This is a genomic window from Agrobacterium tumefaciens (assembly GCA_025560025.1).
Lineage (GTDB): Bacteria > Pseudomonadota > Alphaproteobacteria > Rhizobiales > Rhizobiaceae > Agrobacterium.
The window spans coordinates 1-19,490 of the sequence record CP048487.1; the positions used below are offsets into that span (position 1 = coordinate 1).

A 19,490-nucleotide genomic window follows, 5' to 3' on the forward strand; every position below is an offset into this window, starting at 1 on the left:
ATGGCGATAGCGAAAAACGTAGAAGCAACGATCAGTCAGAAGGAAGACGCGGGTGGAAAGATCATGCGTCACGCTGGCCTTCTGTCACAGCAATTGCAGCAGCTTCGCACCCGCATGTATCCTCCGAAGTCGGAGAAGAGCTTGAGGCCCTTCCTTACGAACGAAGTCTCCAAGCTGACGTCCATACCCGATTCCACCCTGAAGCTCATGTCGAGCGAAGGACGCGGTCCGATTCCCGGTCGGCTGGAGAATAATCATCGCGTCTATGCGCTTGCCCAGATAAACGAGTTGCGCGAATTCTTTGCCAGCCAGAAGCCTTCAGAGGCGCTGAGATTTTTGCCGCGCAGACGCGAGGGCGAACATCTTCAGGTCATCGCGATCGCCAACTTCAAGGGCGGCAGCGCGAAGACCACGACCTGCGTTCATCTTGCACATTATCTCGCATTGCAGGGGTATCGCGTCCTTGCACTTGACCTTGATCCGCAGGCATCGCTTTCCGCTCTCTTCGGTGCGCAGCCCGAATTCGATGTCGGCGCCAACGAGACTATCTATGCGGCTCTTCGTTATGACGACGCCGAGCGTCGCCCGATCCGCGATATTATTCGCAAGACTTACTTCGATGGTATCGACCTGATTCCCGGTAATCTCGAAGTCATGGAGTACGAGCACGAGACACCGCGTGTGCTGGCCCAAAAATCAGGCTCCGGGGCAATCTTCTTTGAGCGCCTGAAGCTCGCACTTGCGGAGGTCGACCAAGATTACGATGTCGTCATCCTCGATACACCTCCGTCACTGGGGTTTCTGACGCTCAGTGCAATCTATGCTGCCACCAGCATGATTATCACGGTACATCCGGCGATGCTTGACGTGGCTTCCATGAGCCAGTTCCTGTTGATGATGGGCGATTTGATCAGCGTGCTGAACGAGAGTGGAGCACAGCTCGATCAGGATTTCATCCGGTATCTTGTCACCCGCCACGATCCGAACGATGCGCCGCAGTCACAGGTCGTGGCTATGATGCGCCATCTGTTCGGAACTGATGTGCTTCTACCCACGCTGATTGAAAGCACGGCGGTTGAGGCAGCGGGACTTGCCAAGCGGTCCATTTACGAACTGGAGATGGGCCAGATCGGCCGTGATACGCACAAACGCGCACGCGAGGCGGTGGACGCCGTCAACGAGGCGATATTGAAACTCATCAACATCAGTTGGGGACGCACATGACCAGCAAGTCGTCGCGTAAATCCATCGTTGCAAATTTCGGACTGCTGTCGGCGGAGCTCGAAAACCGGCTGTCGACGGACAGTTCTGCCTCCCCGCAACAATCGCCAGCACCCGCACGTGTGGGCGCTGGCGTCATCGGTGCGGCACATCGGGCAATCGACGACATCAAATCGGAACGCGACCGGCTGAAGGCGCTTGTTGAATCGGGCGGCGGTGCGATCCGGGAACTCGATCCGTTAATGGTCGATCCCTCCCCCTTTCCTGATCGTCTTCCAGACGACGATGCATCGGACTTCGAGACTTTCAGGAACTCCATTCGGTCCGAAGGTCAGAAAGTTCCCATTCAGGTCCGCAAGTCACCATCCTCACCGGATCGCTATCAGGTGATCTACGGCCATCGTCGACTGCAGGCAGCCAAAGATCTCGGAATTCCGGTCAGGGCGATCGAGGTCGAGATTTCCGATGTCGAGCTTGTCATCGCGCAGGGTATCGAAAATGCCGATCGTCAGGATCTGAGCTGGGTCGAGCGCGCCCTGTTCGCCCGCCGTATGGATGACGCCGACGTGAAGCCTCGCGATATCAAGGCGGCATTGTCGATCGATGATCCGGAGCTTGCGCGAATGCGGGCGGTTTATCGCTCAGTTCCCCTCGATATCATCGAGGCGATCGGTCGGGCTGCCAAGGTCGGCCGTCCGAGATGGGTAGAATTCGGGAAGGTGTTTTCTGAACGTGCTGATCTGCACGAAGAACTGCGTAGAGTGCTGTCAGCCGCCGCAGAGAAGCGGCTGGGGTCAGACCAGAAGTTTCTAGCCGCCTTCAATGCCCTGAAACCCGCAACAGAGCCCCGGAAGGACGGCAAGAAGATTGCCGGTGCCGCGGGCGAGCCGCTTGGCAGTTACTTGCGCACGCCCAAGGACATTCGCATTTCGGCGGAGACGCCGGCCGGAGCAGAATTCCTCGATTTTATCGAAGCCGAACTGCCTACACTGGTGGAGCGGTTCGCACGCGAGGGGATCCAGGACTTAAATCGAAGCTGACTGGCAGGCTTCGAAATGATTTTACGGAAGGAAAGTGCGCAAAAGAAAAAGGCCCCCGAAACGTTGCCGTCATGGAAGCCCTTCTCGTTGTGTGAGAACTTGAGAATCGCATTTCCATGAATCCTAGTCAAGAGTCTTTGGCATCGTTTTGGTGAGCGTGGATCTTTTGCCTTTTTGAAAGGTGAGGACATGGAAGGTGGACAAGTGACGACGCCCTTTGGGCGGCGGCCGGTGAACCTTGCGCTTGTGAAGCGGCAGATTGCCACGACCAAGATCGAGGAAGGCAAGTCGGCAGACAAATGGAAAGTCTTTCGCGATGCATCGGAGGCAAGAGAAGTGCTCGGTCTGCAGGATCGTAGCCTTGCGGTGCTCGACGCTCTCCTCAGCTTTTATCCCGAGAATGAACTGCGCCAGGACGCGCAGCTCGTCGTCTTCCCGTCGAACATTCAGCTGTCAATTCGCGCGCATGGCATCGCAGGTGCCACTTTGCGTCGGCATCTTGCTCTTCTCGTTGAGGCCGGCTTAATCATCCGCAAGGATAGTGCGAACGGCAAGCGCTACGCTCGAAAGGATGACGAGGGATCAATCGAACACGCCTTCGGATTCGACATATCCCCGCTTCTTATGCGTGCTGAGGAACTCGCATGCCTGGCTCAGCAGGTTGCCGCTGATCGAATTGCCTTCAGAAGAGCAAAGGAAAGCCTGACGATTTGCCGGCGCGATATCCGAAAGCTGATCACCGCTGGCGTTGAAGAGGGAGCCTCAGGCGATTGGGGCGGGCTTGAAGAGCGATATCTTATGCTCGTCGGGCGAATTCCGCGCAATCCGACACTGAATGAACTTGGCGATCTGTGTGCCGAGATGGGCCGTTTGCGAGCGGATATCCTCAAACTCCTGAATTCTGGCGATTTTTCTTCAAAAATGATCACCAATGATGCTCAAATTGAGCGTCACATACAGAATTCAAATACCAACCCTCCTAATGAACTTGAACCTAGCTCTAGAAACGAGCATGGAGCGAAGCCGGGCGAGAACAAGCAGACGGGCCATGTGCCGATCAAGGCTTTTCCTATTGGCCTTGTATTGCGAGCCTGCCCGGAGATTTCGAACTATGGGCCTGGGGGCCAAATCGGGAGTTGGCGCGAACTCATGACCGCCGCCGTGGTTGTCAGGTCAATGCTTGGGGTTAGTCCCTCCGCATATCAGGAAGCCTGTGAGATAATGGGTCCAGAGAATGCCGCGGTAACTATCGCCTGCATTCTGGAACGTGGTGGCCACATCAATTCACCGGGCGGGTATCTCAGGAATTTGACGAACAAGGCAAAGCGTGGTGAATTTTCACTTGGTCCGGTACTTATGGCGCTGTTGCGAGCTGGCGGTCACCAGGTGAAAGCCACGGGATGATGGTTGGCGAAGAGGTGGTATCTATGACGGCCGCAGCCTGGGACTTCGGAACCGTAGTCAAGGTGGTGAGGCGTTTAACTGCTCACGTCAGGAAGACGGCCATGCCAGTTATCACCACCCGCCCTGCCCTTCATTGACCCGTCCCGTTCACTTCACCGAACTGGTGAACGGGACAAGATCAATCCACGTCCGGTCGATAATTGGTGCATGCGGCAAAATAAGCCCGCCGTTAGTTCGGCAGGCTCGTCCTCCGGAAATCTTCCTAAAATGGTTCTAGCCCGCGAAACGCTCGGGACGGAAGGTCGCCAACATCGGATGTTCCGCTCCCGTTGCAATCTCATAGGCCAGCAGCTCGCCGGTAATAAGACCAAGCGTTGCGCCACTGTGGCTGAAGGCGACGTAATAGCCGGGAATGGCCTTGATGGCTCCAATCACCGGCTCGCCGTCGCCCGGGATCGGTTTCCCACCAACACCGATCGAAGCGACTTCGAGTTGCGGATTGCCTTCCATCACCTTGGCAGCCTCCACCAGAAGCTCGGCAACAATGTTGTCATCGATCTCATAGGTGCCGTCCGCACGCACTGTCACACCCTCGTCGGCCGCCCAGTCGGCATCCAGCGAGAAGGAGCCACCCGGCGCGGGGCGAACAGCGACGCGCGGTGTATTGAGGACAGCGCGCAGGGGATGGGCCAGCGGCTTGGTTTGCACGAGAAGCGCGATCGGTGTCCCGTCACCGATGGTCTGTCCGCTTTCCGCAGCCATCTTGGGCACGGCCGGGCCTGTCGCGAGCACGACAGCATCCGCCCGATGGAGGTGACCCTTTGCAGTTTCCGCACCAACAGCACGACCACCCTCGAGCATGACCCGCGCGGCACCCTGGTCCGTTACCAGAACGCCTCCGAGCGCGAAAAACTCCTTGAGAAGCACACCGATCAATGTCGGCAGATCAACCCAGCCCTCCCCGGCATTGAAAATTGCACCCTGCGGGGTGATTGCGCCTGCATCGACACCGGGCGCGACACGGGCGACTTCGGCTGCGGAAAGCCGCTGCGCGTCATAGGCAAGCGAAACCTCGTGGCGATAGGCCGCGTCGATCTCGTTGCGCTCGTCATCCGCATCCCAGGTCAGGCCACCATCGAAGCGAAGCCATTCTGCGTCGGGATTCCGCGACGCCAGCGTCCGATATCGGTCGATGCCGGCCATACGCAGTCGATGATATGGTTCCGAGCGCATACGGGCCGAGTTGAGCCAGGAGAGCGAGCGACCTGAGGCGCCATTCGCGGGCGGGCCGTCATTAAGGATCGTGACCTGGATGCCGCTTCGCGCAAGCTGCACGCCGGTGGAAACTCCGAAGATACCGGCACCGATGATGACGGCCGAAGAGATGGTGTTGTCGGTCATGGGGTTGGCTTTCGTTCAATTGTCATACGGATGGTGTGAAGCGGTCAGGGCTTTTCCCAGCGACCACTGGCGGCGGAGCGGAAGAGGGCGTCGATTGCCTTCATGTTCGCAATCGCGTCGCCAAGCCCCGTGTCGAGTGGCTCTCCGGAGAGAATGGCCTCGGCGAATGCATCGGCCTGTTCGCGATACTGGTCGACCTGCCCGATCATGATCTCCTCGCGCCCACCGCCAGTAAGATCACGGCCGTCATCGAAGATAAGGACAGTCGGTTCATCGGCCGGTGCATTGAAAGGAATTGGAATTTCCAGACGCCCGCGCGTTCCAAGCACCGTAACCTTTTGCGTGAGGGACAGTTGCGTGGAACAGGTGAAGGCAAGCTGCTTTCCCTCCGGGAACGCTAGCAACCCGCTCGTCAGCCGGTCCGTGCCAAAGACGGGATCGCGCTCCATGAGCGCAATCGCCTGCACCGGTTCCGCGTCGAACAGAAAGCGCGCGGTGTTGATGGCATAACAACCGACATCGAACAGACCGCCGCCACCAATATCGGCCTGGTTGCGCACATTCCCGGGGTCATCGAGATAATAGGAAAAGATCGTCTGGATGGCTCTGACCTCGCCGAGGCTCCCCTCGGCGATCATCGCACGCGCCTTCTTCCATTGCGGATGGTGGCGCACCATGAAGGCTTCTGCGACCGGCAGGCCTGTCGCCTTTTGTGCGGCCGCCAGTTGCATCGCCTGCGCGGCATCGAGCGCAATCGGCTTCTCGCAGAGCACGGGTTTGCCCTGCTCCAGCGCCTTGATCGTCAAGGGCACATGCAGATGATTGGGCAAAGGGTTGTAGATTGCATCTATTTCCGGATCAGCAAGCAGATTCTCGTAGCTGCCATAGGACTTGGCGATGCCGAAGCGGGCCGCCATTTCCTTCGCCTTGGCGGCATCGCGCGAGGCGATCGCCGCAACGTGTCCCAGGCGGCTGGACTGGATGGCGGGAATGACCGCCTTGGCGGCAATGCCCGCGCAACCGAGCACGCCCCATCGTATCGTTCTTGTCATCTTTTTCTCCTCCCGACGCTCAGAGCACTTCCGCAAGGAAGCGCTGAAGACGCGGGCTCTGCGGATTGTCGAATATCGCCTCCGGCGTGCCGGCTTCCACCACGCGCCCCTCGTCCATGAAGACAACCTGATCGGCGACCCGGCGGGCGAAGCCCATTTCATGCGTGACGACGACCATGGTCATGCCGCGCGTGCCGAGTTCGGCCATGAGGTTGAGCACGCCCTTGACCAATTCCGGATCGAGCGCACTCGTTACCTCATCGAAAAGGATGACTTCCGGTTCCATCGCAAGCGCACGGGCAATGGCGACGCGCTGCTGCTGCCCGCCGGAAAGACCGCCCGGACGGTGATGCTGGCGGCTCGCAAGACCAACATCGGCAAGCCTTGCCTTGGCAATGCGCTCGGCCTCGGCTGCCGGCAGGCCCTTGATCTTCGTCAGCGACAGCATGACGTTTTCCAGTGCCGTGTGATCCGGAAAGAGGTTGAAATGCTGGAAGACCATGCCGACCCGGCGGCGCAGCGTTTCCGGCTTCATGGCGAGAATGCTTTCACCATCGATGAGAATATCGCCGCTCTTCGGCTCGACCAGACGGTTGAGCCCACGCAACAGGGTCGACTTGCCGGAACCGGACGGGCCGATGATGCAGGTGACGCTGCCCGGTTTTACCGAAAGGTCGACCCCCTTCAGCACGTCGAGATCGCCATAGGCCATGCCGAGACGGCGCACATCGAGGCTGCCGCCCTTGAAAGAGACACCGGTGGCGCGGGCTGCACTATCGAGTTCACTAACCTCCTCCAACCCACTGGTGATGGTCGAGGGGCGCTGCTTGCCAATCCGCAGGCGATTGTCGATCGCATTGACGACATGGGTGAGCGGTACGGTGACGATGAGATAAAATACGCCCGCCAGCAGCAGCGGTGAAAGATTGCCCGTCACCACCGCCTGATCCTGCCCTACACGAAAGATCTCGCGCTCGGAGGCCAGAAGCCCAAGGAAATAGACAAGGCTTGAATCCTTGACGTTGCCGATGAACTGGTTGACGAGGGCCGGCAGCACGCGGCGCACGCCCTGCGGCACGACGATAAGGCGCATGCCCTGGCCGTAGCTCATCGACAGAGCCCGGCAGGCCTCCATCTGGCCACGGTCGACGCTCTGGATACCAGAGCGGAAAATTTCGCCAATATAGGCGCCGGCAATCAGGCTGAGCGCCAGAATGCCGAGCGGATAAGGCGACGGGCCGAAGAGTTCGCGGCCGATGCGGGCAAAGCCCTGACCGATCAGGAGGATTGTAACGATGGCCGGCAGGCCGCGGAAAATATCCGTATAGAGACGAGCGGGGATGCGCAGCCAGGGCGAGCGGGAAATGCCCATGATGGCGAGCATCATGCCGATGGCGACGCCAAGCACCGTCGAGGTCGCAGCCAGGATCAGCGTATTCTTCAGGCCAACCGTGATCATGGTCGGCAGCACTTCGGCCATGGCATTCCAGTCGAGGAAGCTACGGCGCAGGTTTTCAAGCCAGTTCATCAGGATATCCCTTGAAAGAAAGGCCGGTCCGACCGGTAAGGGCCGGACCGGAAGGCGGCATCACTGCTTGGGAAGATATGCCTGCGGCATCGGCGTGCCGGGGAACCATTTTTCGTGCAGCTTTTTCCAGGTGCCGTCCTGCATGGCCTCTTTCAGGCTCTTGTTGAGCGCCTCGCGCAATGCATCGTTACCCTTGCGGATGACGAAGCCGGCCGGTGCATCGAAGCTCGGAATATTGACTGCAACCTTCAGCGCCGGGTAACGGGCGGAATAGTCCTTTGCCGCCTCGAAATCGAGGAAATGGGCATCGACCGTGCCGTTGTTGAGGGCGGAAACGGCAGAGTTGTTGTCCGGGAACTTCACGAGATCGGTGCCGGCAAAGTTCTTTTCGGCATAGATTTCCTGCAGCGTGCCCTGCACGACGCCGAGACGCTTGCCCTTGAGGCCCGCTGCATCGGTGATGCCGGCCTCCGAAGTAAGGACGCTCAGGAAACCTGCGAGATAACCATCGGAGAAATCAACGGTCTCCTTGCGCTTGGCCGTCGTACCGATTGCGGCGGCTGCAACATCGAAACGGCCGTTGGCGACCGAGGGCATCAGGGCCGAGAATTCCTGACCGGTGAAGACCACCTGCTCCTTCTTGAAGCCAAGGCGTCCGGCGACATTGAGGAAAAGCTCGATGTCGAAACCGGTGAAGTTACCGTCAGCGGTGGTGAAGGCATAGGGCTTGGCATCGCCCATCGTACCGACACTGATGGTGGCGGGATCAATGAGGCCAAGCGGATTGTCGGCAAGCGCCGGCGTCGCCGCGACTGAGAGGACACCGAGCGTGACCGCGATGGCGGTGGCGCGGATTTTGGTAAAGGGGGAAGTGAAGGCTTCGGTAAATCGCATTGGTTTCGTCTCCTCTGGTGTCGTTGTCTGCGATGTATTCAAGGCGCACGGGTCCCATCCGGACGGCGGCATGACCTCACCTGCCCGGCCCATGCAGTTCGCATGTCGGAAGTCTTTTCTGCTATTGAGACCGGTCTCAATAATAAAGAGACCGGTCTCTTTGATTGTTGGCAATTGTTATCTTCGCATTTGCCACTCGTCAAGTTCTCTTGTAAGGCTACCGTTTATGGATAAAAGCCTCTCTAAATCTCCTTCCGTCACCGTGGCTGACGTCGCACGCAGGGCCGGCGTCTCGAAGGCAACGGCTGCACGCGTGCTTGGCGGCTACGGAACTGTCAGCGACAGGGTGCGCGAGGCTGTCACAGCTGCCGCAAGTTCCCTTGCTTATCGCCCCAATGAGCTTGCCCGCAGCATGACGACGGGCCGCTCCGGCACAATCGGCGTCGTAGTGGGGGATATCGAGAACCCCTTCTTCAGCCTCGCGGTACGCGGCATCACGGATATCGCCCGGCAGGCGGGCTTTACCGTCATTCTTATCAATTCGGGCGAGGACGCGACGGCGGAGAAGGCCGCGATCTGCACATTGCTTGCCAAACGCGTCGATGGCCTGATTGTTTCCCCTGCCAAGGAGAATGATGTCGATCACCTCAGGGAGGCCATCCGTTCAGGCTTGCCACTCGCATTGCTCGACCGTTGCGGCGAGGCGTTGGACGTAGATACTGTCATAGCCGACGACCAGAACGCTGCGGAGAATATTACCCGCCAGCTGATCACACTTGGTCACCGCCGCATCGCCTATCTTACCGCCTGCGACACGCCGGATCATCGCTTCCATACGCCGCGGGACATCAGCACCGGTTCGGTGCGGCGCCGCATCGAAGGGTATCTTAGTGTCTGCCGTGAGGCTGGCCTTATCGGTATGGAGGACTGGGTGAAGGTTGGGGCCGTTACACCGGAACGCACACACCGGATCGTTATCGAAATGCTCCAGTCGGGACACCGTCCGACGGCGATCATTGCGTCGGACAGTATAATCGGTCTTGAAGTGTTCAGGGCACATCGTGAATTGGGATTAAATATTCCGGGTGATCTATCTCTGGTGTCGTTCCATGACGCAGACTGGACATCTGTAACCACCCCCCCGGTTACTGTCGTGCGGCAACCCGTCTACGAACTGGGAGCGACGGCGGCCAAGCTCTTGGTTGAGCGATTAAATGGCGAAGATCGGGCCGCGCGCAAGATGGTTCTAAAAACCGAGGTCGTTGAACGCGCTTCCACGCAAGCTATTTGACACCAACCGTCGCTCCTGGTCCGCGGATTTCCACGTTGCTTCCGTTTCCGGCATGGCCGCGACGTCCTCAATCATCGCAGGACCAACGTGCGGCCTTTGGGTCGATACTGTCGAAGACGCACCAGCCATCAGGGGCAACCGGTTTGGAAAGGGATTCTATCTCCTCGTCACCGCAGACGGAATAGTAATCTTTTGGTGCGCCGTGCAGACAAATGTATCCTGGCGGCGTGTTGAAAACTTATGTAGGCCTCACGAGAGAGGCATACGTTGCAGGCCCCTCCCCTTCTCCGGTATTGACCACGCGGTGGTATCACTGATGGGTAAGTCACTTCCGGCTATCTTGCAGTTGCGCGTTGTTAAAGAACTGGCGCTTCGGACGTTCCCGGTGCATTTCCCGTTTACGGCGAATAAAATGACACCGGGCGAGTTTGAAGAGTTCCACGGTCGCGGCGAACCTCGTCATCCCGCAGCGGCTTTTCTGGCGTTAGCGGGGGGCTCGCGGTTATTCCGTAACGGGGTTGCATATAAGTGGAGTCATTGCAGCGTGTACGTTTCGCGAGCAGCTCACACCTTCTCTCAAGTGGATATGCGGCCTTGGTTTGCGACGGCTGATACCGCCGTTCTGGTTCGCGCTCGACCGGAGAGATTCACCTTGGTGGAGTGCCAAAATTGAGCCCGTTGTTCGTCCACATCGTAGACATGCCGGCACTTGGGAAGTGGCTCCTTTGGCAGCGTACTATCATGCCGGTCAGTGGCCCCTCCCCTGCCCGCCTTCCCTCCCTCGTCCCTGCGGAAGTATGTCGGCTCTCTTTCGTGGCCGAGCTATGCCAAGCGGTGTTTTTCGCAAGGCAATATTGAGCTCTTCGGCATCCCTGCTTCACCTGAGCAGTGTTCCAAGCGAATGTTTCACTTTTGCAAACCTTGTCAGCTGACAAGGTTTTTGGTGCGGCGTGCCAATTGATTCCTAATTCGCCCGGGTTCTCTCGGTGCAACTCCGTTGGCTTCGGAGGCTAACAAGGGCGACTCAGCGCTTTGAAAACTCTGTCAGCTGACAAGGTTTTTCAGAGGTGCCTTCCAAGCCAAGCAGTGAAGATCGCACCCAATGGTATCAAGAAATGAACACGCCGTAGACTGAAGGGACTTATTCAAAGTGACGATGAAATACATGTAGCCGCGCTTGTAGAATCCGACCTGCCGTGGTGGAGGCGCCTGCACTTTCCAGGCACGCTGCCCCACTTGGCAATGTCGGACAGTCCGGATCGCGCGGCATTTGTCCCGTCTGCCTGGAGGCGATCGGCAAAGCGGCCGCGATCAATACGTTCGCAGACGCTGGTCGGGCTCCGAGACCGTGGCTTGCCCCATCCACCGAGTTTGCCTGCGCTTCTCCTGCATGAAATGTTTCACGCGATACGACTTCCGGTTCGAATATAGGGATGGATTGGCCGAGCTGATTTGCTCCGGCGGCCTGGCACCTGTCTCGTGCACCGCTGGCACACTTTTTGAGGTCCGTCACGCCGACCTGCTCATCGCGACGATGGAGGCGACCGGACTGACGACGGTTGCCATTTGCGTCCACCGCGCGCGGGCCGCTCCCCCATCGGGCCGGGCACGTGATGCGCCGGATCCGTGCTCCTGAAAAATCCGCTCGCAGCCGGCGGCGCGCAACTTGTCCATCTGAGCGTCATGGACCTGATCGTCCATCGAGACGCGTCATAGCCGATAAGCCGTCTGGGTGCTGACGATGGATTTTCGCCTGGCCGTTTTACCATGGTTTTCTCAGGCGTTTTCAGGTGCTTTGTACAGATAAGGAATGCGCGAGAAAATGATCAGTTGCAAGCGGGGCCCATGATCGTAATACAACGTCGTCAGGCTCGAAATGCGGCGGTCGATGGATGCCATCAGATAGCCAGCATGAAATGCGTTCTGGTGGCCGTCTTTTGCAGAAATTGCTTACAGTGTGGCGTTTGTTTTGGTCTTCAGGCGCAACGAACATGCATGATGGCAAAAACGCAGGGCTAAATATCAGAAACACCTGAAAGCCATCGAGATGGCATCTGCCATCTCGATGGCTGTATCAATTTAAGTTAGATTGGATTTAGACGAAGGAGCATTCAATGGTAACACCGCACCTATCTGTCCGCAGTTCCAAAGCGCGCGACCTTGCACAAAAGCTTGCCCGCCGAGAAAATCGCACGATTGCCGATATTGTCGAGCGCGCGCTCGAAACCTACGAGGCTCGTGAGGCGGGACGTGAACCCGCTGCGAAATTCTATAGCCGTCTTCATCGCAGTCGGGTACGGATATCGATGTCGACAGCATCATCGATGAAAACAGACGCGCTCACAAAGGCGTCGAGCTTTGATTTTTCTCGACACGAATGTGATGTCGGAGACTTTGAAGAAAGCTCCTCCTTTTTGCCCTCTCGCTTTCGATCGTCGCTCTGCTCTTTTCCTCTGTCGGTCAGGCGGGGGCACCGGCTATGTGGCGCTGATGGGGCTGGCCGGGTTCGCGCCCGCCGTTATCAAGCCTTCAGCCCTCGCCCTCAACATTCTCGGCGGCGATCAGAAAGTCCTTCGGAAGATCGACCGGCAATAAATCGATGCTAATGGCGGCCAGTTCCTGCGGTGCGAGTTGTCGAAGAAGGTTGTTCTTGATGGTGTGCGAATCCGGGGCGGAGATAGCGCTCTCCTGTTCTGCAGGCGGGAGCACTTAAAGACCCTCAGCAGCCATCACAGTTACCTATTCGGAATAGTGACAATGGCCGAGCGTACACGGGAAAGCTGAGCTGTGCATCTTCTCTTTCGAACTGCCTCTGGCCCCGGTCTCGTAAGAACCGATGAAAGGGCACGTCGCCCTTGTTAAAGCAGAAATTGTAACCATATACAGGTGATCGACCATTGCTTGCGATCTTGAACGGAAGCTCGCTTCACGATTTTGCACGGTACAATCGATCTGATCGGCGAGTGTCGCCGGGGCACGACGGGTCCAGCCGCCCCCGTGGAAGTCAACGTCTCTGCAGACGGCCTCACCCCAAACAGAAGGAGGACGTGATGTCTTCCAATCAATATGCCGCATGCGTCTCGCAAAACCTCGTGCGAACAAGTACGTTCGGCTACCACGAACAGGCCATGGTCTCCACAAAGGTGCTGTTCTCGGGCAGCATGCAACAGATGCCGCCGGCGGGTATGAGGGCGCTTCCAGCTGGCGCCTCGCAGTGGAAAGCACAGGCCCTCCCGACACCATAAAAACCGGGCGCAAGGTTGGGGAATCTCTCGACAAACGGTGCCAAGGCGCTTCGGAGGCCTATGGGGCCAGACAGGCAAGGCCGCATGAATGATGCTTCACGTTCAGCTCACGGCTGATTCACGGCCTCGCTACAGCCATTTCTGCCCGGATAATTAATCGAGTCGGCCGTGCCACGCCACGTGGCGCGCTTGCCATTGAAGGATTTCATAATGAATGACACATTCCGCCAATCCGCCGACGCGCTGTTTCCCGCTAAATGTGCCGAGGCAGGCTCTAATGCGGAAAAGCTCATAATCCTGCGAAAGGGGATGCAGCGGCGAATGCATGAGCTGCGAGAAACGGAGCGCATCGCTAGAGAGGCCGCACGCCTCCACGCCCAATCTCCCTCCGCCGCCAGGAGGACCGCAACTTGACTCTTTTCGACTACACTGGCGGGGCGGGGCTTTACGCTGGTAAAGCACTTGGCGGGAGGCGCCGGCCCCGCTACAGGCGCTTCGAGAGTGCCGCCGAAGCTCTACGTTTTGCGATCGAAGACATGCCTGGCGCACAGCAGCTGGGTTCTCTCCTCGAAGTCGACGAAGCTCGCTTCGACTATAGAGCGATCCGCGCGCTTTATGACGCTCCGGGTTATCCGCTACATCGCCGCATCAAATAGCGAGTTTAAGTCGGCGGTTTCACGCGAAACGACCCGCTGGGCATAATCTGATCCTCCGACGAAAAGGCAAGATTTTGAACACGACGACACCGTCCATCCGCAAGGACGAGAAGACCGAATTAGCTTGGCTGAAGATCGTTGCCAGCTACCGTAAGCCCAGGTTGGCTCGAAGCCTGTACGAGCTCGGCGTGACGCTGATCCCGTTCGTTCTGCTGTGGACCGGCGCGGCGATCGCGCTGCAGTTCGGATACTGGACAGGCCTCATCTTGGTCGTCCCCGCCGCAGGCTTTTTGCTGCGTCTCTTCATGCTGCAGCACGACTGTGGGCATGGTTCGTTCTTCGGTAGACGACGTTTGGATGACTGGACCGGTCGCGTCCTCGGTGTCCTGACGCTCACACCCTATGATTACTGGCGATGCGCTCATAACGAACATCATTCCTCAGCTGGTAATCTCGACGAACGTGGTGTCGGCGACATCACGACCCTCACGGTCTCGGAGTATCGCGATCTGACGCCGCGGCGACAGCTTGGCTATCGCCTTTATCGAAATCCATTTGTCATGTTCGGCATTGGCCCCGCCTTTCTGTTCCTCTTCAAGCAAAGGCTGCCGTTCGGCATGATGCGCTCGGGGACGCTGCCTTGGATCTCGACCATGGCGACCAACCTCGCCATCGCCATATCGGCGGCTTTGCTCATCTGGAGCGTGGGGATCATCCCTTTCCTCGTAATCCATCTGCCGATCGTTCTCATTGCCGGATCCGCGGGGGTCTGGCTGTTCTATGTCCAGCACCAGTTTGAGGGCACGCACTGGTCGCGACCGCCGGACTGGGCATTTCCGTACGCCGCCATGCATGGAGCCTCCCACTATGACCTGCCTCGCGCGTTGCGCTGGATCACCGGCAACATCGGCATGCACCATGTTCATCATCTGTCGAGCCGGATACCATTCTATCGGCTGCCCGAGGTGCTTCGGGACCATCCTGCACTTGCAAACGTCGGCCGGATTGGACTTCGAGACAGCTTGGCCTGCGTCAAACTTGTTCTCTGGGACGAAAAAACGCAACGATTGATCTCTTTGAGGGAAGCCGAGAAGAACGCTTGATAGCAGCCGGTTGGTTGCTGGTTGCCCGCTTTTGTTGACGGCTTGCTGTTGCCGATGTCGAGTTCGGATGTCGCATCGGAGCCGATGCCACGGTGGCGGATACGACGATAGACGGGGCGATGACCGAGTAGGTCATAGAAGGTGCTATGCGGTCCGCAGGGCAGATGACATGAACGTGTTCCTGGCCGCCACGGCGAGCGTCTCAGTTGGAGCCGCAATAGTAACTGGTCAGGGCTCTCAGAAGCCAAGCCTGGCCACGAGGACTGTCCCCGCCATTTGGAATACGTGAACTTTTCCACTGGTAGGTCTTTTGTCTGTGAGGAGCGGCAATGCCAAAACTTTCCATTCGTCACCGGACGACCTACAGCTACCGATGTCCCGTTCATCTCTCCCCCTATCGGCTTTTGCTTCGACCGCGCGAGGGGCCCGATCTCCTGCTGCAAAGTCATCAGGTTACAGTTTTGCCGGAAGGCAGGGTGGCGTGGACAACGGATGTATTCGGAAACGCAGTAGCGACTGCGACCTTCGCCGAGCCGTCGCACCAGCTTGAGATTGTAAGCCAGGCGGATGTCGAACTGAAATCGGAAGCTTGGCCGGTGTTCGACATCGCTGCGTCGGCCGCGAGTTACCCGTTCCTCTACGATGATCAGGATTGGAAGGACTTGAGCGCTCTAAGGGACGTTCAGTATGCCGATCCTTCCGGCGACTTCCGGCGGTGGGTCAGGGGATTCGTGATGGCGGAGCCGACTGATACACTTTCGCTGTTGAAGGATCTCAGCGCAGGTGTTTCGAACGGCGTTGCCTACCAGGCGCGCGATACAGAGGGAACACAACCTCCGCTGCAGACTCTTGGCCTACGATCCGGGAGCTGCCGGGATCTCGCGACGCTGCTTGCGGAATGCGTCCGGGTTCTCGGCATCGGGGCGAGGATCGTGTCCGGATATCTCTACGACCCGGCGCACACCCTCATCGGTTCGTCGCCGGGCGGCTCGACCCATGCATGGGTTGAAGTGTTCCTTCCGGGTGCGGGATGGATCGCCTTCGACCCGACAAACAGGAGCATGGGCAGCGCCAACCTGATCCCCGTGGCGGCCGCGCGCGACATTACCCAGCTCGTGCCGGTATCGGGATCGTTTATCGGTCCGGCAGATGGTTTCATGTCGATGGATGTGGCCGTGGACATCTCCTTTATTGCCTGATGAAGGGGAACGCAGGTCTAGACAGTAGTCTCCGCGGCGAAGCTGAGTTTAGTCCAGCGCGTCCCTTGTAAAATCGTAACGTGCACCCATATATAGGTCATCGACCATTGCTTGTGATGTTGGTCCGGAGCCTCGCTCCCGTCGGATTTCCTCTCAAATCATCGATCTTCCCCGCAAGGCATCGCGGGACCCACAACGATTGCTTTGAAAGGAAATCGTCATGACGACTGGCACCGTAAAATGGTACAACTCCACCAAGGGCTTCGGCTTCATCCAACCGGACAACGGCAGCACGGACGTCTTCGTCCATGCGTCGGCTGTGGAGCGCGCCGGAATGCGTTCGCTTTCGGATGGCCAGAAGATCTCCTACGAGGTTGTTCAGGACCGCAAGTCCGGCAAAAGCTCGGCCGAAAATCTTCAGGCAGCTTAAAGATTTCATTCGCTGCGCTGACCACGGATGCACTGGCAGCAGAGCTGAGTGGCTGTGAGAGGTCGGGTTAACGCCCGGCCTTTTTTCAAGCCGGGCTTTCCCGGCCTGATCCACCGTCGACCGGTTGGATGCGTCCGGGCCGGAGACCAAAAGGAGATTATCATGACCATGACCGAGCAGGCATTTTTCAAGCCCGAAAAGGTTTCCGCGCGAGACAAGGCCGCGACCACGAGTGAAGTGGCGCGGCAGATCATAGAAGCGGAAGCAACTGACCGGATCCGCAAAACCGCGCGCCTTCGCCAGCTGCGCGAAGCTCAGCCGATCGAGCTGAAACCGGTTCGTCCAGCGCGGCGCCGAAAGACAGGGCAATCTGCGGCAGTGTGATGAGGGAGCTACCCGCGGGATGATCCTGGTCATCAGACCGACACGTTAACGGAAGGAGAGGATGTGCCTCCCACCCACAACATTGTTTCGCCAAGCTATTCCAGCGCCGCTCCAACAATCGTCGTTGTGATCAGCTTTGTTTTTGTTTTATTCTTGATCACGGAGGGCTGGCTTTGGTGAACATAACCGACATGAAGCAGTCTCTTTTGCGAAGGCTTCTTAAAAGAGCGGACTATGCGACGCTTGACCTGAAGCCCGCGGCGGGAGCAGACCACGCGGCGGAGACCTCTCTCATCGAGCAGATCCGGGCCGGCATGATCGCTTACGAGGATTATCCCGCGTCTAAGAGTACAGTCGACGCGCAAGCGGGAGGCGAGGAGGTAGGTTCCCTAAACGAGATGAATCGTACGCGTGAGAGCTGCGATACGGAAGAGCAGATGGAATTCGCCGTGAGCGCCAACGGCGACCGCTGGTTTTTGTGCTGTCAGAGCAAGGGTGACGTCGTCTTCGTCCTGCATCGCGCAAATCCCTCGTCGGGGGGGCACGAGACACGCAGGTCCGTCGACGCATTCCTCGATCTGAAACCCATTGGGCCCGAACACGAGGCCCTGCGAGCGCTGCTTAGATCGAACGATGGAAGTCTGATTCTGGGACGTTGAGCAACCTTTCTGACTTGAGCAGCCACCGTTCTGGCACAAAACGCGGCCAGTGGGGCGTTTATAACAAGCGCGCAGCCCGGCCGCTCCGCCTCGTCGCACTGTTGTAGTAGCTGGAAGCCTGCTGGACCGAGCGGTGACGCGACTGCTCCATGGCCTCGGGGAGGGGGATGCCGCGATTGGCGGCCTCGGTCAGATATCCTGACCGCAATCCATGCGCCGAAAACTCCCCCCGATCTAACCCAGCCATCTCCGCCCGCTGCTTGAGGATCGCATTGATCGACTGCGGATCAAGCGCCCGTTTTGACACTGTTCCCCAACGGCCGATCCCCCGAAACACGCTGCCCTTGTCGATTTTCGCAGTCGCCAACCACGCATTTAAGGCCTCGACAGGTCGGCCGGTGAGGTAGACGACCTCGTCCGCTTCACCGGTTGTCGTTTTGGTGCGGCCGAGATGAATGACCAAAGAGGGGAGGGGAGGGCCGCCTTCAATTTCGATTGGAGCTTCCACGGTCAGTTGTTCTAGGCGAAGGCCTGCGATTTCGCTGCGGCGGCGGCCCCCGGAGGCAAAGGCGACCATCAGGATCGCCCGGTCACGGACATCGCGCAGGCTTTCAGTGGCGCAGGTCGCCAGCAGTTTTGCCAGCACATCTGATGTTACCGCCTTGGCGCTCTTGCGGCGACGCTGTCTCGGGACGGCGCGCACCGCCAGACGAATGGCGGATTTGAGGGCAGGGGAGGCGAAGGCGCCGTCGAGTCCGCGCCATTTCGTGAGGGTCGACCAGCTGGCCAGCCGCCGGCGCACCGTATCCGGTGCGTGCGGGCCGGTGGATTTCAGAAAGCCTTGGCGCCGGAGATTGTCGTCAACCTCATCAGGCATGCCGTGGTCGGGGTCAGTCGCACGTTTCTCCGGATCCCACAGATGATGGGCCACAAACTTGAGGAGCAGCGCCTCGGGCGCTGGCCATGGCAGCGATCGTCCTGTGGCCGCCAGTCCCCAGGCTTCGAGATAGGCGAGGTCGGAGGTTAGTGCCCTCAGGGTATTGTCCCCCATTCCTTGGTTGACGAGATGGCGCAGCGTCTCGACGTCCTGATCGGTCAACAGCTCGGCGAGCTCGTCGCGGCGTTCGAGCGGTAGGACGGACGCAATGGTATCGAGCTCTTCGGCGCGCCGCTCGGCGGACGTCTGTGATGTCGTCGCTTTGGCCACGAGGGACTCCAGAATCGCGGGTTTCGGCGCCCGCTGGGACCGTGATTTGCCCCGATTTTCCCCGATTTGCGCCGCGAAATCAACTACCATCGATAAGGGTTATTTATCGATGGTTAGAAGCTTAAATTCCAACCGTACGATATGCTGAACTCTAATGCCAAGATAGCTTTCGTATAATCAATTGTTAACCATAATTTCAATGGCTTACGGTCTCACAAAAATCAGCATGACTCGGTAGCTGAAGGGGTAGGTGGGGCAGATTTGGTGGCGGTGCCGTTGGTCAACGTAGATGGCGTAGCCGAGCTGAAGCGGCTCCGGATTTTCAAGCCGGAGCGAGAATGATCGTCGGTAGGGGTGGAAGCGCTAGGCCGACGTTGTCGATGCCAAGCCGGTCACCCAAATAATGGTAGAAAGATAGTCTAAGCGTTTGGCAGGTCTTGAGAAGGCCAAGCATGACGTCGCGCGCGACGCGGCCATCACGACTCATCGTGCCGCCGGAGATCTTTCGCTTTGTAACAAAACTCCGCAGATCATTGTCGGATGCATTCGGGATGATCGAGCACCTTCAGCAGTTCCGTCTTCCTTCGAAGCAGCCGCTCAAGCCGCTTGTCAAGCGCCTCATACCCCGTACGCAAGCTGGAGATACGGTCGAACCGTCGTCGGAAGGCGGACCGGCCTGCGGTGAAGGTTTCTGCTTATAAGCTTTCAGCGCTTTGTAGAAACGCCAGACGAGATCGCGGACCATGGGAGGAGACTGCTATTTCTTTGCCGTTCCT

18 protein-coding genes and 3 pseudogenes are annotated in these 19,490 nt (G+C 58.4%); 14 read left to right on the forward strand and 7 right to left on the reverse strand.

The window, feature by feature from the left end; all coding sequences use genetic code 11:
• The 3 genes from repA (at window position 1) to FY152_23635 (ending at window position 3,665) form a co-directional block, all read left to right on the forward strand.
• Entirely contained in the window at window positions 1-1,224 is a 1,224-nt protein-coding gene (repA, locus tag FY152_23625; protein UXS35179.1) for a plasmid partitioning protein RepA, read from the forward strand.
• Window positions 1,221-2,261: a plasmid partitioning protein RepB gene (gene repB, locus FY152_23630; protein UXS35180.1), complete on the forward strand. Its 1,041-nt coding sequence runs from the start codon at window positions 1,221-1,223 to the stop codon at window positions 2,259-2,261. The genes repA and repB overlap by 4 nt, the downstream gene beginning before the upstream one ends.
• Before the next feature lie 189 nt (window positions 2,262-2,450).
• Complete coding sequence (locus FY152_23635) at window positions 2,451-3,665, forward strand: replication initiation protein RepC (protein ID UXS35181.1); 1,215 nt, start codon at window positions 2,451-2,453, stop codon at window positions 3,663-3,665.
• A 273-nt stretch (window positions 3,666-3,938) separates the two neighbouring features.
• Here the strand turns inward: FY152_23635 and FY152_23640 are convergent, their stop codons facing one another.
• From FY152_23640 to FY152_23655, 4 genes are read right to left on the reverse strand one after another with little or no spacing between them, the layout of a single operon-like run.
• Entirely contained in the window at window positions 3,939-5,066 is a 1,128-nt protein-coding gene (locus tag FY152_23640) for an FAD-binding oxidoreductase (GenBank protein UXS35182.1), read from the reverse strand.
• A gap of 44 nt (window positions 5,067-5,110) precedes the next feature.
• The gene (locus tag FY152_23645; GenBank protein UXS35183.1) at window positions 5,111-6,118 is read right to left on the reverse strand and encodes a Gfo/Idh/MocA family oxidoreductase; all 1,008 of its coding nucleotides are present in this window, start codon (window positions 6,116-6,118) and stop codon (window positions 5,111-5,113) included.
• Window positions 6,119-6,137: 19 nt separating this feature from the next.
• A complete protein-coding gene (locus tag FY152_23650) occupies window positions 6,138-7,646 on the reverse strand; it encodes an amino acid ABC transporter permease/ATP-binding protein (GenBank protein ID UXS35184.1) in 1,509 nt (502 codons plus the stop codon).
• 60 nt (window positions 7,647-7,706) lie between these two features.
• Window positions 7,707-8,540: an amino acid ABC transporter substrate-binding protein gene (locus FY152_23655; GenBank protein UXS35185.1), complete on the reverse strand. Its 834-nt coding sequence runs from the start codon at window positions 8,538-8,540 to the stop codon at window positions 7,707-7,709.
• 226 nt (window positions 8,541-8,766) lie between these two features.
• Here FY152_23655 and FY152_23660 point away from each other — a divergent pair, with 226 nt between their 5' ends.
• Window positions 8,767-9,831, forward strand: coding sequence for a LacI family transcriptional regulator (locus FY152_23660; GenBank protein UXS35186.1), 1,065 nt, complete (start codon window positions 8,767-8,769; stop codon window positions 9,829-9,831).
• A gap of 1,599 nt (window positions 9,832-11,430) precedes the next feature.
• Here the strand turns inward: FY152_23660 and FY152_23665 are convergent.
• A pseudogene (locus FY152_23665) lies at window positions 11,431-11,600 on the reverse strand (recombinase family protein).
• Between the two features lie 345 nt (window positions 11,601-11,945).
• Here FY152_23665 and FY152_23670 point away from each other — a divergent pair.
• Window positions 11,946-12,193: pseudogene (locus FY152_23670) on the forward strand (type II toxin-antitoxin system VapB family antitoxin).
• Window positions 12,194-12,262: 69 nt separating this feature from the next.
• Window positions 12,263-12,381, forward strand: a pseudogene (locus FY152_23675) (sulfite exporter TauE/SafE family protein).
• Here FY152_23675 and FY152_23680 read toward each other — a convergent pair.
• Complete coding sequence (locus FY152_23680) at window positions 12,361-12,540, reverse strand: hypothetical protein (protein ID UXS35187.1); 180 nt, start codon at window positions 12,538-12,540, stop codon at window positions 12,361-12,363. The pseudogene FY152_23675 and the gene FY152_23680 overlap by 21 nt on opposite strands.
• Before the next feature lie 341 nt (window positions 12,541-12,881).
• Here FY152_23680 and FY152_23685 point away from each other — a divergent pair, with 341 nt between their 5' ends.
• The 7 genes from FY152_23685 to FY152_23715 all read left to right on the forward strand — a co-directional run bounded on the left by FY152_23685 (window position 12,882) and on the right by FY152_23715 (window position 17,507).
• Window positions 12,882-13,076 (forward strand): hypothetical protein, encoded by a 195-nt coding sequence (locus FY152_23685; protein UXS35188.1) that lies wholly within the window; start codon window positions 12,882-12,884, stop codon window positions 13,074-13,076.
• 410 nt (window positions 13,077-13,486) lie between these two features.
• On the forward strand, window positions 13,487-13,732 hold the full coding sequence (locus tag FY152_23690; protein UXS35189.1) for a hypothetical protein: 246 nt from the start codon (window positions 13,487-13,489) through the stop codon (window positions 13,730-13,732).
• A gap of 47 nt (window positions 13,733-13,779) precedes the next feature.
• A complete protein-coding gene (locus FY152_23695; protein ID UXS35482.1) occupies window positions 13,780-14,835 on the forward strand; it encodes a fatty acid desaturase in 1,056 nt (351 codons plus the stop codon).
• A 329-nt stretch (window positions 14,836-15,164) separates the two neighbouring features.
• Complete coding sequence (locus FY152_23700; GenBank protein UXS35190.1) at window positions 15,165-16,034, forward strand: transglutaminase family protein; 870 nt, start codon at window positions 15,165-15,167, stop codon at window positions 16,032-16,034.
• A 220-nt stretch (window positions 16,035-16,254) separates the two neighbouring features.
• A complete protein-coding gene (locus FY152_23705) occupies window positions 16,255-16,464 on the forward strand; it encodes a cold-shock protein (protein UXS35191.1) in 210 nt (69 codons plus the stop codon).
• Between the two features lie 162 nt (window positions 16,465-16,626).
• Window positions 16,627-16,848, forward strand: a complete 222-nt coding sequence (locus tag FY152_23710; GenBank protein UXS35192.1) for a hypothetical protein — start codon at window positions 16,627-16,629, stop codon at window positions 16,846-16,848.
• Window positions 16,849-17,039: 191 nt separating this feature from the next.
• Window positions 17,040-17,507 carry a hypothetical protein gene (locus FY152_23715; GenBank protein ID UXS35193.1) on the forward strand — a complete coding sequence of 156 codons (468 nt, stop codon included), beginning with the start codon at window positions 17,040-17,042 and terminating at the stop codon, window positions 17,505-17,507.
• Window positions 17,508-17,565: 58 nt separating this feature from the next.
• Here FY152_23715 and FY152_23720 read toward each other — a convergent pair whose 3' ends face one another.
• Complete coding sequence (locus FY152_23720; protein UXS35194.1) at window positions 17,566-18,714, reverse strand: tyrosine-type recombinase/integrase; 1,149 nt, start codon at window positions 18,712-18,714, stop codon at window positions 17,566-17,568.
• A 452-nt stretch (window positions 18,715-19,166) separates the two neighbouring features.
• Between FY152_23720 and FY152_23725 the strand changes: the two genes are divergently transcribed.
• Window positions 19,167-19,415: a hypothetical protein gene (locus FY152_23725; GenBank protein ID UXS35195.1), complete on the forward strand. Its 249-nt coding sequence runs from the start codon at window positions 19,167-19,169 to the stop codon at window positions 19,413-19,415.
• Window positions 19,416-19,490 lie beyond the last annotated feature (75 nt).

Coding starts and splice junctions, on each gene's coding strand:
- repA (UXS35179.1), top strand. CDS start 1: ATGGCGATAGCGAAAAACGTAGAAGCAACGATCAGTCAGAAGGAAGAC.
- repB (UXS35180.1), top strand. CDS start 1,221: ATGACCAGCAAGTCGTCGCGTAAATCCATCGTTGCAAATTTCGGACTG.
- FY152_23635 (UXS35181.1), top strand. CDS start 2,451: ATGGAAGGTGGACAAGTGACGACGCCCTTTGGGCGGCGGCCGGTGAAC.
- FY152_23640 (UXS35182.1), bottom strand. CDS start 5,066: ATGACCGACAACACCATCTCTTCGGCCGTCATCATCGGTGCCGGTATC.
- FY152_23645 (UXS35183.1), bottom strand. CDS start 6,118: ATGACAAGAACGATACGATGGGGCGTGCTCGGTTGCGCGGGCATTGCC.
- FY152_23650 (UXS35184.1), bottom strand. CDS start 7,646: ATGAACTGGCTTGAAAACCTGCGCCGTAGCTTCCTCGACTGGAATGCC.
- FY152_23655 (UXS35185.1), bottom strand. CDS start 8,540: ATGCGATTTACCGAAGCCTTCACTTCCCCCTTTACCAAAATCCGCGCC.
- FY152_23660 (UXS35186.1), top strand. CDS start 8,767: ATGGATAAAAGCCTCTCTAAATCTCCTTCCGTCACCGTGGCTGACGTC.
- FY152_23685 (UXS35188.1), top strand. CDS start 12,882: ATGTCTTCCAATCAATATGCCGCATGCGTCTCGCAAAACCTCGTGCGA.
- FY152_23700 (UXS35190.1), top strand. CDS start 15,165: ATGCCAAAACTTTCCATTCGTCACCGGACGACCTACAGCTACCGATGT.
- FY152_23705 (UXS35191.1), top strand. CDS start 16,255: ATGACGACTGGCACCGTAAAATGGTACAACTCCACCAAGGGCTTCGGC.
- FY152_23710 (UXS35192.1), top strand. CDS start 16,627: ATGACCATGACCGAGCAGGCATTTTTCAAGCCCGAAAAGGTTTCCGCG.
- FY152_23715 (UXS35193.1), top strand. CDS start 17,040: ATGAAGCAGTCTCTTTTGCGAAGGCTTCTTAAAAGAGCGGACTATGCG.
- FY152_23725 (UXS35195.1), top strand. CDS start 19,167: ATGACGTCGCGCGCGACGCGGCCATCACGACTCATCGTGCCGCCGGAG.